The sequence below is a fragment of the Archangium primigenium genome (genome assembly GCF_016904885.1).
Taxonomy (GTDB): Bacteria; Myxococcota; Myxococcia; order Myxococcales; family Myxococcaceae; genus Cystobacter; species Cystobacter primigenius.
In genome coordinates, this window is record NZ_JADWYI010000001.1 from 6332723 (window position 1) to 6346362 (window position 13640).

Annotated in this window: 6 protein-coding genes (1 of these 6 cut by a window edge); all 6 read left to right on the forward strand. The window is 71.4% G+C overall.

The window, feature by feature from the left end; genetic code table 11:
• On the forward strand, positions 1–9008 hold the 3' end of the coding sequence (locus I3V78_RS25785; RefSeq protein ID WP_204491092.1) for a non-ribosomal peptide synthase/polyketide synthase. 18502 nt of this gene lie to the left of the window's left edge; only the last 9008 of its 27510 coding nucleotides appear in the window; the start codon falls outside the window, past its left edge; it ends in the stop codon at positions 9006–9008.
• 23 nt (positions 9009–9031) lie between these two features.
• Entirely contained in the window at positions 9032–9577 is a 546-nt protein-coding gene (locus tag I3V78_RS25790) for a YcjF family protein (protein ID WP_204491093.1), read from the forward strand.
• Positions 9578–9661: 84 nt separating this feature from the next.
• Positions 9662–11335 carry an ATP-binding cassette domain-containing protein gene (locus I3V78_RS25795; RefSeq protein ID WP_204491094.1) on the forward strand — a complete coding sequence of 558 codons (1674 nt, stop codon included), beginning with the start codon at positions 9662–9664 and terminating at the stop codon, positions 11333–11335.
• Between the two features lie 44 nt (positions 11336–11379).
• Positions 11380–11994 (forward strand): YcjF family protein, encoded by a 615-nt coding sequence (locus I3V78_RS25800; RefSeq protein ID WP_204491095.1) that lies wholly within the window; start codon positions 11380–11382, stop codon positions 11992–11994.
• Positions 11995–12018: 24 nt separating this feature from the next.
• Positions 12019–12252, forward strand: coding sequence for a hypothetical protein (locus tag I3V78_RS25805; protein ID WP_204491096.1), 234 nt, complete (start codon positions 12019–12021; stop codon positions 12250–12252).
• A gap of 20 nt (positions 12253–12272) precedes the next feature.
• Positions 12273–13496, forward strand: a complete 1224-nt coding sequence (locus I3V78_RS25810; protein WP_204491097.1) for a prohibitin family protein — start codon at positions 12273–12275, stop codon at positions 13494–13496.
• Positions 13497–13640 lie beyond the last annotated feature (144 nt).

Sequence of the window (13640 nt, forward strand, 5' to 3'; positions counted from 1 at the left end):
GCCAGGTGAAGCTGCGCGGCCTGCGCATCGAGCTGGGCGAGGTGGAGCAGGCCCTGCGCGAGCTGCCCGACGTGCGCGAGGCGTGCGTGCTGTTGCGCGCGGACGCCCGGGGCGAGCCCTCCCTCACCGCCTGGCTCGTGCCCCAGGACACCTCGGTGCTCCACGACGCGTCCTCCACGTGGGCCTCCGGTCCGCGTCAGGCGCTCAAGTCGCGGCTGCCCGAGTACATGGTGCCCACGGCCTGGGTGGTCCTGGGCGCGCTGCCCCTCACCGCCAACGGCAAGGTGGACACGAAGTCCCTGCCCGCGCCCTCGCTTCAGGCGGGCGCCGTCCGGGACGCGTTCGTGGCGCCGCGCACGGAGACCGAGCGGGCCGTGGCCCAGGTCTGGCAGGAAGTGCTCGGACTGCACGTCGTGGGCGCCCAGGACGACTTCTTCCAACTGGGTGGCCACTCCCTGCTCGCCACCCAGGTCATGTCCCGTCTGGGCAAGTGGCTCGGCCGTGACGTGCCCCTCAAGCTGCTCTTCGAGGCGGGCGAACTGGCGGTGCTCGCCGAGCGGCTGGACGCCCTCAAGGGCGAGCACGGTGACGCCACGTCCCTCCAGGCCATTCCGCGCGTGGAGCGCTCGGGACGGCTCCCTCTGTCCTTCGCCCAGCAGCGGCTGTGGTTCCTCGACCGCTTCGGCGCGGGCTCGGCCTACAACATGCCCCAGCCCCTGCGGCTGACGGGCGCGTTGGACGCCGGGGCCCTGGAGTCCGCCCTGCGCGCGCTCGTGCGACGCCACGAGAGCCTGCGCACCGTCTTCCGCGAGGAGCGGGACACGGCGTTCCAGCACTTCCTGTCCGCCGAGGACTTCACGCTCGCCCGCGTGGACGTGCGGCACCTCCCGCTCGAGCAGCGAGAGGCCGAGGTCCACCGCCTGGCCAGCGAGGACAGCCAGCGGCCCTTCGATCTGACGCGCGACTACATGCTGCGCGCGTGTCTCGTGCAGGTGGCCGAGCAGGATCATGTCCTGCTGCTGTGCCTGCACCACATCGCGAGCGACGGCTGGTCTGCGGGTGTGTTGCAGCGCGAGCTGCGGGTGCTCTACGCGGCCTTCCATCAGGGCGACACCTCGCCGCTGCCCGAGCTGCCCCTGCAGTACGCGGACTTCGCCGTCTGGCAGCGCGACTGGCTCCAGGGCGAGCGCCTGACGCGGCAGGTGGACTACTGGAAGACGAAGCTCGCGGGCGCGCCCACGCTGCTGCAACTGCCCACCGACCGGCCCCGCCCGAGCGTCATGACGTTCGAGGCCCGGGTGCTCGGCTTCGAGGTTCCCCCGGCCGTGGTCAAGGAACTGCGGGCGCTGAGCCAGCGGAGCGGCGCCACGCTCTTCATGACGATGCTGGCGGCCTACCAGGTGCTGCTGTCGCGCTGGAGTGGCCAGCGGGACGTCATCGTCGGCTCGCCCATCGCGGGCCGCACACGGGCGGAGCTCGAGTCGCTCATCGGCTTCTTCGTCAACACGCTCGCCCTGCGCGCGGACCTGTCGGCCGACCCCACCTTCCGCGAGCTGCTCGCCCAGGTGAAGCGCACCACCCAGGAGGCCTTCGCCCACCAGGACCTGCCTTTCGAGCGGCTCGTGGAGGAGCTGGCCCCCGAGCGTCACCAGAACTTCAACCCCCTGGTTCAGGTGGTGCTCGCCCTGCAGAACGCGCCCTTCCAGGACATGGCGCTGCCGGGGCTCTCGCTCCAGCCGCTCGTGGGCCGGGCCCCGCAGGTGCGCACGGACCTGGAGCTGCACCTGTGGGAGCACGACGGCGGTCTGTCGGCCACCTGGTTCTACAACACCGCGCTCTTCGACACCTCCACGCTGGAGCGCATGAAGGAGCACTTCCTCCACCTGCTGGCGGACGTGGTCCAGCGGCCGGAGGCCCGCGTGGGCGAGCTGTCGCTGCTCTCCGACGCCGAGCGCCAGCGCCTGCTCGTGGACTTCAACGCCACCGCGCCCGCCGCCCCGGCATGGACGTTCGTCCACCAGCGCTTCGAGGCCCACGTGGCCCGCGCGCCCGACGCCGAGGCCGTCTGCTTCGATGATGGCCAGCGCCTCCAGCGCCTCACCTACCGGGAGCTGGACACGCGCGCCAACCAGCTCGCCCACGTGCTGCGCTCGCGCGGCGTGGGCCCCGAGCGCCTCGTGGCCCTGCTCCTCGAGCGCTCGCTGGAACAGGTCATCGCGATGCTCGCGGTGCACAAGGCGGGCGGCGCCTACCTGCCGCTGGATCCGGCCGCGCCCCGGGCCCGCCTGGACTTCATGCGCCAGGACGCCCAGCCCACGGTCCTGCTCACCCAGTCCTCGCTCGCCGAGCGGCTCGCGTTCGCGCCCGAGTGCCGTGTCCTCGTGGACGCCGAGGCGGACACCCTCGCGGCCCAGAGTCCCCACGCGCCGGACGTCGAGCTGTCCCCCGACAGCCTCGCCTACGTCATCTACACGTCGGGCTCCACGGGCCAGCCCAAGGGCGTGCTGGTGCCCCACCGGGGCCTGAGCAACGTCGTCGAGGCCCAGGCCCGCACCTTCGAGCTGGGGCCCGAGGACCGTGTTCTCCAGTTCGCCTCGGTCACCTTCGATGCCGCCACGGCCGACATGTGGATCGCCCTGGGCGTGGGCGCCACGATGTGCCTGGGCAGCCGGGAGGCCATGGCGCCCGGGGAGCCCCTGCGCGCCTTCCTCGTGCGCCAGCGGGTGTCCGCCGCCGTCGTCACGCCCTCCACCCTGGCGGCCGTTCCCGTGGGCCCCTTGCCCGCGCTGCGCACGCTGATGGTCGCGGGCGAGGCGTGCCCGGCGGAGCTCGTGCGCCAGTGGGCGCCGGGTCGACGCTTCTTCAACCTCTACGGCCCCACCGAGGCCACCATCTGGTCCACCGTCGCGCGCTGCGAGCCCTCGGCCCAGGCGCCCGCGATCGGCCGGCCCATCGCCAACACCCAGGCCTACGTGCTCGACGCGCACCTGCGTCCCGCGCCCGTCGGCGTCCCGGGCGAGCTGTACCTGGGCGGCGTGGGCGTGACGCGGGGCTACCTCAACCGTCCCCAGCTCACCGCCGAGCGCTTCATCGCCAATCCCTTCGGCGAGGGTCGCCTCTACCGCACGGGTGACCTGGCGCGCTGGCGCGAGGACGGACAGCTGGACTACCTGGGCCGCACCGACAGCCAGGTGAAGCTGCGCGGCCTGCGCATCGAGCTGGGCGAGGTGGAGCAGGCCCTGCGCGAGCAGTCCGGCGTGCGCGAGGCGTGCGTGCTGTTGCGCGCGGACGCCCGGGGCGAGCCTGCCCTCACCGCCTGGCTCGTGCCGCAGGCGGAGGACGCCACGCTCCAGGCCGAGCAGGTGCGGCAGTGGCAGGAGCTGCACGGCCAGTCCTACGTCGAGCCGACCGCTCAGGCCGACAGCACCTTCAACATCTCCGGCTGGGGCAGCAGCTACACCGGGGGTGACATGCCCGCGGAGGAGATGGCCGAGTGGGTGGAGGCCACGGTCGCCGACGTGCGCGCCCTGCGGCCCCGCCACCTGCTGGAGATTGGCTGCGGCACGGGCATGTTGCTCGCCCGGATCGCGCCCCACTGCGAGAGCTACCTGGGCACGGACCACGCCCAGAGCGCCGTGGAGCACGTGCGCCTCATGCAGCGCACGGTGCCGGGCCTCGAGGGGGTCTCGGTCTCCCAGCGCTCCGCGGATGACTTCTCGGGGCTGCCCGAGGCGCACTTCGACGTGGTGCTGCTCAACTCCGTCATCCAGTACTTCCCCAGCGCGGACTACCTGCTGCGGGTACTGGAGGGCGCGGCGCGCGTGGTGCGTCCCGGCGGCGTCATCTACCTGGGAGACGTGCGCGATCTGCGCCTGCTGCACGCCTACCACGCCTCGGTGCAGCTGTTCCGCGCGCCCGACGCCCTCTCGCGTGACGAGCTGTCGACCCTCATGGGCCAGCGCCTGCGCGACGAGGAGGAGCTGCTGCTCGACGCCGAGCTCTTCCGCGCCCTGCCGCACCGGCTGCCCCAGGTGCGAGGCGTGGAGCTGCGGCTCAAGCGCGGCCGGTTCCACAACGAGCTGACGCGCTTCCGCTACCAGGCCCTGGTGCACGTGGGCACCGCCGCGTCGGCCGCCGCCCCCGTGCCCGCGGACGTGCATGACTGGCGCCGCGAGGGGTGGACCCTCACCTCCCTGCGCCGCTGGCTGAGCGAGGCGAGACCCGCGCACGTCGAGCTGCGGGACATCCCCAACGCCCGCCTGCGCGACGAGGCCCTCACCCTCGCCTGGCTCTCCAGCGCCTCGGCGGACGGCGTGGCGCGGCTGCGTCAGACGCTGGCGCGGGCCCCCGTGTCCGTGGACCCGGAGGAGCTCTGGGCCCTCGGCGACACGCTGCCCTACCGCGTGCACCTGACCCCGTCCCCCCAGGGCGCCCTGGACACGATGGACGTGCGGTTGGTCCGGAGCGACGTCGACGTCTCGGACGCCGTGCTGGCCGCGCCCGTGGCCTCGCCGCGGCCCTGGCGCGACTACGCCAACAATCCGCTGCTGGGCAAGCTGCACCGTCGGCTCGTGCCCCTGCTGCGCCAGGCCCTGTCCGCCCGTCTGCCCGAGTACATGGTGCCCTCCGCCTGGGTCACCCTGGACGCGCTGCCCCTCACGTCTCACGGCAAGGTGGACCACAAGGCCCTGCCCGCTCCGTCCGCGGTGGGCGGCGCGGTCGGTGGCGCCTTCGTGGCGCCGCGCACGGAGACCGAGCGGGCCGTGGCCCTCGTCTGGCAGGAAGTGCTGGGCGTGCCCCAGGTGGGCGCCCACGACGACTTCTTCGCGCTGGGCGGCCACTCCCTGCTCGCCACCCAGGTCATGTCCCGTCTGGGCAAGTGGCTCGGCCGCGACGTGCCCCTCAAGCTCCTCTTCGAGGCGCGCACCCTGTCCGCCCTGGCCGAGGCCCTCCAGGCGCTGGCGACGGGCGGCGGGGACGCGGACACGCGCCTCCAGCCCATTCCGCGCGCGGAGCGCACCGGACGGCTGCCCCTGTCCTTCGCCCAGCAGCGGCTGTGGTTCCTCGACCGCTTCGGCTCGGGCGCGGCCTACAACATGCCCCAGGCGCTGCGCCTGACGGGCGTGCTCGACACCGCGGCCCTGGAGTCCACGCTGGACGCCCTCGTGCGGCGCCACGAGAGCCTGCGCACCCTCTTCCGCGAGGAGGACGGGCAAACGTTCCAGCACGTGCTGCCCGCCGGGGGTTTCGCGCTCCAGCACGTGGACGTGCGGCACCTCCCGCCCGAGGCGCGCGAGACGGAAGTCCAGCGCCTGGCGTTGGAGGACAGCCAGCGGCCGTTCGACCTGGCGCACGACCACATGCTGCGCGCCAGCCTGATCCAGGTGGCCGAGCACGAGCACGTGCTGCTCCTGTGCCTGCACCACATCGCGAGCGACGGCTGGTCCATGGGCGTGCTGCAGCGCGAGCTGGTGGAGCTGTATGGCGCCTTCCACCAGGGACGTCCCTCGCCGCTGCCCGAGCTGCCCATCCAGTACGCGGACTTCGCCGTGTGGCAGCGCGACTGGCTCCAGGGTGAGCGCTTGGCGCGGCAGGTGGACTACTGGAAGCGGCGGCTGGCCGATGCGCCCACGCTGCTGCAACTGCCCACCGACCGGCCCCGCCCGAGCGTCATGACGTTCGACGCCCAGGTGCTCGGCTTCGAGGTGCCGCCTTCCGTGGTGCGCGACCTGCGCGCCTTGAGCCAGAACGGGGGCGCCACGCTCTTCATGACACTCCTGGCGGCCTACCAGGTGCTGCTGTCGCGCTGGAGCGGCCAGCCGGACGTCGTCGTCGGCTCGCCCATCGCCGGGCGTACCCGCTCCGAGACCGAGCCGCTCATCGGCGTCTTCATCAACACGCTCGCCCTGCGCGCGGACCTGTCGGCCGACCCCACCTTCCGCGAGCTGCTCGCCCAGGTGAAGCACACGACGCAGGAGGCCTTCGCCCACCAGGACCTGCCCTTCGAGCGGCTCGTGGAGGAGCTGGCCCCCGAGCGCCACCAGAACTTCAACCCCCTGGTCCAGGTGGTGCTCGCCCTGCAGAACGCGCCCCTCCAGGACCTGGCGCTGCCGGGGCTCGCGCTCCAACCGCTCGCGGGGCAGCCCCCCCGGGTGCGCATGGATCTGGAGCTGCACCTGTGGGAGCGCGACGGCGGCTTGTCGGCCTACTGGCTCTACAACACCGCCCTCTTCGACGCCTCCACGCTGGAGCGGATGAACGGGCACTTCCTCTCCCTGCTGGCCGACGTGGCCCGGCACCCCGACCGCCGCGTGGGCGCGCTGTCACTGCTCTCCGACGCCGAGCGCCAGCGCCTGCTCGTGGACTTCAATCCCGCCCGGGCGGAGCCCTACCCGGAGGACGTCTGCGCCCATCGGCTCTTCGAGGCCCAGGTGGACCGCACGCCCGACGCCGAGGCCCTCTGCTTCGATGACGGCCAGCGCGTCCAGCGCCTCACCTACCGGGAGCTGGACACGCGCGCCAACCAGCTCGCCCACGTGCTGCGCTCGCGCGGCGTGGGGCCCGAGGTCGTCGTCGGCCTGCTGCTGGAGCGCTCGCCGGAGCTCATCGTGGCCATGCTCGCGGTGAGCAAGGCGGGCGGCGCCTACCTGCCGCTCGACACCGGCTCGCCCCAGGCCCGTCTGGACTTCATGATCCAGGACGCCCAGCCGCGCCTGCTGCTCACCCAGTCCTCGCTCGTCGCGCACTTCCAGCTCGCGCCCGAGCGCTGCCTCCAGGTGGACACGCAGGCCGGGACCCTCGCCGCCCAGGATCCCCGTCCGCCCCCGTGCGAGGCCACGCCGGACAACCTCGCCTACATCATCTACACCTCGGGCTCCACGGGTCGTCCCAAGGGCGTGCTGGTGCACCACCGGGGCCTGTGCTGCTTCATCGAGGACCAGGCCCGCGCCATCCGCCTGGGCCCGGACGACCGCGTGCTCCAGTTCGCCTCGGCCTCCTTCGACGCCTCGGCCCTGGAGCTGTGGCTGGCGCTGCGCGCGGGCGGTTCGCTGTGCATGGGCACCCGGGACGCGCTGGCCCCCGGCGAGCCGCTGCTCGCCTTCCTCGAGCGCCAGCGCATCACCGCCTTGGGCCTCACGCCCTCGGCGCTCGCCACGGTACCTGTGCGGCCCCTGCCCGCGCTGCACACCGTCATGGTGTTCGGCGAGACGTGCTCCGCGGAGCTGGTGCGCCAGTGGGCTCCGGGCCGCCGCTTCATCAACATCTATGGCGCCACCGAGGCCACCATCTGGTCCACCTTCGCGGACTGCGAGCCCTCGGCCCAGGCGCCCGCGGTGGGTCGCCCCATGTCCAACACCCAGATGTACGTGCTCGACGCGCACTTGCGGCCCGCGCCGCTGGGCGTGGCGGGCGAGGTGTATCTGGGTGGCGTGAGCGTCACGCGGGGCTACCTCAACCGCCCGGAGCTGACGGCCGAGCGCTTCATCCCCAACCCCTTCGGGGAAGGCCGCCTCTACCGCACGGGCGACCTCGGACGCTGGCGGGAGGACGGCCAGCTGGACTACGTGGGCCGCACCGACAACCAGGTGAAGCTGCGCGGCTTCCGCATCGAGCTGGGAGAAGTCGAGCAGAGCCTGCGCGAGCAGCCCGAGGTGCGCGACGCGTGCGTCCTGTTGCGCGCGGATGAGCGGGGTGCCAAGCGGCTCGTGGCCTGGCTCGTCCTCTCGCCGTGGGACGCGGACGCCGCGGCGCGGCGGGTGGCGGACGTGCGCGAGCGGCTGCGGACGCGACTGCCCGAGCACATGGTGCCCTCGGCCTTCGTGCCCCTGGAGGCCTTCCCGCTCAACTCCAGCGGCAAGGTGGACCGCAAGGCGCTCCCCGCGCCCGAGACCCGGACGGAGGCCGCCCTCGGCGCGCTGCTCCCGCCGCGTGACGCCCTGGAGACGGCCATCGCCCGGCTCTGGTGCGAGGCGCTCGGCCTGCCCGAGGTGGACGTGCGCGCGGACTTCTTCGCCCTGGGCGGCCACTCGCTGCTGGCGGTGCGGCTCTTGTCCCGGCTCAAGGAGGAGCTCGGCTACGCCCTGTCGCTCGGCAGCCTCTTCCAGAATCCCACCGTGGAGGCCCTGGCGGCCCTGCGACGCCGCGACATCCCGGAGGAGGAGCTGTGGGCCCCGCTCGTGTGCATGCAGCCCCACGGCACGCGGGCGCCGTTCTTCTGCGTGCCCGGCGTGGGCGGCGACGTGTTCTACCTCCAGGCCCTGGCCCAGCACCTCGGCCCTGATCGCCCCTTCTATGGTTTGCAGGCGGTGGGCCTGGACGGACACACCCCGCCGGACCGCACCCTGGACGCCATGGCCGCGCGCTATGAGCGCGAGCTCGTGCGCGTGCGGCCCCAGGGGCCCTACCACGTGGGCGGCCACTCGCTCGGCGGTTGGGTGGCCTATCGCCTCGCGCAGCGGCTCGCCGCCCGGGGCGAGCGGGTGACCCTGGCGCTCTTCGACGCCACCTCGCACAAGCACGCCCTGTTCCCGGTGCCCCGCGACCACGCGCACCTCATGAACATGGTGATCGAGGGCTACGAGCTGGAGAGCGGCCTGGACCTGAGCGCCGAGCGCGCGCGCATGGCGGAGCTGACCACGGACGAGGAGCGGCTCGAGTTGGTGCGCGCGTGCGGCGAGCGCTCGCGGCGCATTCCCCCGGGCACGGACCTGGCGCTCGTGCGCGGCCGGGCAGAGGTCTTCCACGCGGGCCTGTTGATGAACGATCTGCCCGCGGGCCGGCTGGAGGCGCCCGTGCGGCTGTTCTCCGCGGAGAGCAGTCAGGGCATGCTGGGAGTGGGCGAGATGACGACCCAGGAGAAGCAGGAGGGGTGGGCCCGGTTGTGCGCGCCCTTGTCGGTGGTGGCGTCCGCCGGCACGCACCCCACCCTCGTGAGACCTCCGCATGCCGAGGCGCTGGCCCACCAGCTCTCCGCCTGGCTGGATTCAGTGGAAGACGCGGCGCAGTAGCACCACCCATCCCCGAGACCCCCATGTCCGTCGAGACCCCGAACGCAGCACCCCCCGAGTCCAAGCCGCACACCCCGGCCGAGCCCCCACCCGCGGCGCCCCTGTTCGGCACCGAGGAGGCGCGCCAGCGCACCGTGCGGGGCGAGGCCATCATCAAGCGCAACACGCTCTGGGCCCTGGGCGCGGGTGCCCTCATCTTCCCGTGGGTGGACTTCGCCGCCGCGGTCGCGGTCCAGCTCAAGATGCTCAAGGAGCTGTCGGACCTCTACGGGGTGAAGTTCACCCAGGACCTCGCGCGCAAGCTGGTGCTCTCGCTGCTGATGAGCTCGGGCGGCTCGCTGGTGGGCCTGTCGGCCGCGAGCGCGCTCAAGGCCATCCCCGTGGTGGGCTCGGTGCTGGGGCTGGCGACCTTCCCGCTGGCGGCGGCGGCGTTCACCAACGCGGTGGGCCGGGTGTTCCTCTTGCACTTCGAGACGGGCGGAACGCTGCTGGACTTCGATCCGAAGAAGGTCCAGGAGCACTTCATCCGCGAGTACGAGCGGGCCAAGGCCACCTTGGAGCGGCGCTGAAGGGCCGGTCCATTCATTGACGAAAACAGGGCCGCACGCTTACGTGGGGCCGAAGCGCGTTGCGTGGAGAGAGGCAGTGGTTTCATGGCGATGACCATCATCGAGTTGCTGTCCAAGGAGGCGGGCGCGGAGCGGCGCAATCTGTTCATCGCCGCGAGCCTGTCGGGCCTCGCCAATGCCTTCGTCATCGCGCTCGTCAACACCGTGGCGCGCAGCATTCCCAACGTGCGGATGCACTCGTTCGTGCTCTTCGCGCTCTCGGTCGTGCTGTACGTGGTGACCTCGCGCTACACGTTCCATCGCACCACGAACCTGGTCGAGTCGGCGCTGCACCACATCAAGATCCGCATCGTGGACAAGATCCGGCGCATGGACTTGCAGGGCTTCGAGCGGGTGGGCACCTCGGAGATCTACGATCGCATCACCGAGAACGTCACGGTCATCTCCACCTCCGCGGGCATGATCGCCGCCACGCTCCAGTCCATCTGCGTGCTGGTGTTCGCCGCGCTCTACCTGGCGTGGCTGTCCATTCCGGCGCTGATGCTCATCTGCCTGCTGCTGGGCAGCGGCCTGATGCTCTTCCGCTCCAACCAGGATCAGGTGGAGAACGGCCTGATGCGGCTGAGCCACATCCGGCTCGCCTTCTTCGATCAGCTCACGGACCTGCTGCGGGGCTTCAAGGAGACGCGCTTCAATGCCCGGCGCAGCCAGGAGCTGCGCGAGGACGTGCTGCGCACCTCGGAGCGCCTGCGCGACAGCACCACGCGCACGAACCATCTGTTCGACGACAACCTCATCTTCTCCAACACCCTGCTCTTCGCGCTGCTGGCGGCCATCGTGTTCGTGCTCCCCCAGCAGTTGGAGCTCAAGAGCGTGCAGGTCACCCAGATCATCGCGGCGCTGATGCTCTCGTGGAACTCGGTGGCCATCGCCGTCAACTGCTACCCCGCCTACGTGCGCTCCAACCACGCGCTGATGGCGCTCGAGGCCCTGGAGCAGAAGCTGGAGTCGGGCATCGATCCGCTCGCCAAGGACGCGCTCGCCTCCGACCCCTGGAAGGGGCGCTTCTCGCGCATCGAGATCTCCCGGCTCGAGTACAACTACACCCCCACGGCGGATGGCGCGAGCTTCCACATCGGCCCGGTGGACCTGACGATCCAGGCGGGCGAGGTGGTGTTCATCGTGGGCGGCAACGGCAGCGGCAAGTCCACCTTCCTCAAGGCCTTCACGGGGCTCTACCCCGCCAGCGCCGGCAGCATCCGCGTGGACGGCATCCGCGTGGACACGCACACCATCGCGGCCTACCGCGAGCTCATCTGCACCATCTTCACGGACTTCCACCTGTTCTCCCGGCTCTATGGCCTGCTGGACGTGCAGCCCGAGGCCGTCCAGGCGCTGATCGCGCAGATGCAGTTGGAGGAGCAGACGTCCTTCTCCCAGCAGCGCTTCACCCGGCGGGAGCTGTCCACGGGCCAGCGCAAGCGCCTGGCGATGATCGTGGCCCTGCTGGAGGACCGCCCGCTCTACATCTTCGACGAGTGGGCCGCGGATCAGGACCCCACGTTCCGGCACTTCTTCTACAACGAGCTGCTGCCGATGCTGCGCGCGCGCGGCAAGGCGGTGGTGGCCGTGAGCCACGATGACCGGTACTTCTCCTGTGCCGACCGCGTGGTGACCATGGAGTACGGCCAGGTGCGCTCCATCGAACAACACAAGGCCGTCGCGCCGCCGCCCCCCTCCCCCGAGAAGATCTCCTGAGAGACGCTTCCCCTTCGAGACCCGCGCCACACGAAAGGCAGCACATGTCGGTCGAAACCATCCAGTTCGAGACAGCGCCCCAGGCCCCCGCCGCCGAGGCCAAGGACACCGCGGCGCCCCCCGCCGGGACGCCTGAACCCGCCGCGGAGGCGGCGACGCCCCAAATTGACACGCGCGAGCGGCTGCGGCAGGCGGAGACCATCGTCTACCGCAACACCTTCTGGGCCATGGGCGCGGGCGCCATCGGCGTGCCCGTGGCGGACCTCGTGGCCGCGTCCGCCGTGCACCTCAAGCAGTTGCGCGAGCTGGCGACCCTGTACGGCGTGGACTTCAAGGACGGGCTCGCCCGGAAGCTCGTGGGCGCGATGCTCATGAGCCTGGGCGGTGTGGGCGTGGGCGCCCTGGCCACCTCGCTCCTCAAGCTCATCCCCGGCATCGGCACGGGCCTGGGCATGCTGTCCTTGCCCATGGCGCTCGCCTCGTCCACGCATGCCATCGGCCAGGTGTTCATCATGCACTTCGAGGCGGGCGGCACCCTGCTCGACTTCGATCCCCTGAAGATGCAGGCGTACTTCCAGAGCGAGTTCGACAAGGCCCAGCAGCACGTCTCGGAGCTCAAGCGCAAGGTGGCCTCGCGCGGTGAGCCCAAGGCGACCTGATTTCCTCCCGAGAGATTCAACCCCATGGACTTGACTCCCGTCCTCGTCGTCCTCCTGCCAGTGCTGCTCGTGTTCTCCGTGGGGCTGGTGGGCGGCACGCGCAGGCTCGGCTTCTGGCTCTCCGTGTTGCTGGCGGTGGTGTTGACGCCGATTGGCGGCGTGCTGGTGGCGGTGTTGTCGGGACCCAAGCGCATCAAGCCCAAGAAGAAGAAGCGGTCGGCTCCCCCCCCCGAGGCTGACACGTCCCGGTCGGCGTGAGTTCCCAGGAGAAGGCATCCATGTTCCGCAGCAAGAACTCCCCCGACCCCGAGCCGCCGCCGACCTTCCGTGAGCAGCTCGCGGCGGCCTTCCTCCAGTTGCGCTTCGTCGTGTACCTGGTGCTCGTCTTCTGCCTCATCCTGCTGGGCTTTGTCTGGCAGCGCGTCTTCATCACCGTGCCCGCCGGCCACAACGCCGTCATGTACCGCTTCCTCGCGGGCGGCACCGTCACGGACCGGGTGTGGGGGGAAGGCCTGCACGTCATCCCCCCGTGGGATCGGCTCACGCTCTACGACACGCGGCTGCAGCAGCGCACCCTGAACTTCAACGTGCTCAGCGAGGAGGGCCTCCAGCTCGGCGTGAAGGTGTCCATCCGCTTCCGGCCCCAGCTGGAGATGCTGGGCTTCCTGCAGCGCGACATCGGCAAGGAGTACTTCGACAAGCTCGTGCTGCCGGAGATCCAGGCCCATACGCGCCGCACCTTCGGCAACCGGCCCGCGCACGAAATCTACTCCAGCGCCAAGGACGTCCTGCAGGAGCTGGGGCGCCTGCCCGTGCTCGGCCGCGTCGAGGACCTGGGAGTGGACCCCAACGCCATGCCCTACGTGGTGGTGCAGGAGCTCAAGCTCATGGACATCTCCCTGCCGGACATGGTCGCCGGCGCCATCGCGGACAAGTACCGGCAGGAGCAGCTCATGCTCGAGTACCGCTACAAGCTCGAGCGCGAGGAGAAGGAGGCCGAGCGCAAGCGGACCGAGGCCGCCGGCATCCGCGACTACAACGAGATCGTCGGCAAGCTGTCGCCCGAGGTGCTCCGGCTCAAGAGCATCGAGGCCACGCTGGAGCTGTCGCGCTCGCCCAACTCCAAGGTGGTGCTGCTCGGCGGCGGGCAGCAGGGCCAGGCGCCCTCGCTCATCATGAACCTGGAGGGGCCACCGCCCGCGGCCGTGGCCTCGCCCGCGGCGGCCACCACCCCGCCGCCGCGTCCCCCGCCCGGCGACACCGGCGGCGCCTCGACGGGCAAGACGACGCCCGCCGTCGAGGAGAAGCCGCTCCCCACGAACGGCACGCGCCCCGCGACGCCGTCGCCCACGGCGGGGACGGTCACGCCCACGCGCATCGAGCCGCCCGCCGAGTCCCGGACCGCTCCCACGGACGGCACTCGAGCGAAGCCAGCCTTTGGCGCCCCGGCCGTCCAGCGTGACACCCGCGCCGAGGCGCCCCCCGTGCCGCCCGAGCGATGAAGAACATTCGACAAATGGTTGGCCCTTCGGGGCCAGATGGGACTTTCCGTGACACGCCAAGGGATGTGGAGACGGCGGAACCTCACGGGATGGCAGCAGGGAGTGACGTACCCGGAGTGAAGCCGAGCATTCCCGTCGTACCGC

What these genes read in the sequence shown, in the direction of transcription:
- I3V78_RS25790 (WP_204491093.1), top strand. Translation starts at nt 9,032, where the DNA reads ATGTCCGTCGAGACCCCGAACGCAGCACCCCCCGAGTCCAAGCCGCAC.
- I3V78_RS25795 (WP_204491094.1), top strand. Translation starts at nt 9,662, where the DNA reads ATGGCGATGACCATCATCGAGTTGCTGTCCAAGGAGGCGGGCGCGGAG.
- I3V78_RS25800 (WP_204491095.1), top strand. Translation starts at nt 11,380, where the DNA reads ATGTCGGTCGAAACCATCCAGTTCGAGACAGCGCCCCAGGCCCCCGCC.
- I3V78_RS25805 (WP_204491096.1), top strand. Translation starts at nt 12,019, where the DNA reads ATGGACTTGACTCCCGTCCTCGTCGTCCTCCTGCCAGTGCTGCTCGTG.
- I3V78_RS25810 (WP_204491097.1), top strand. Translation starts at nt 12,273, where the DNA reads ATGTTCCGCAGCAAGAACTCCCCCGACCCCGAGCCGCCGCCGACCTTC.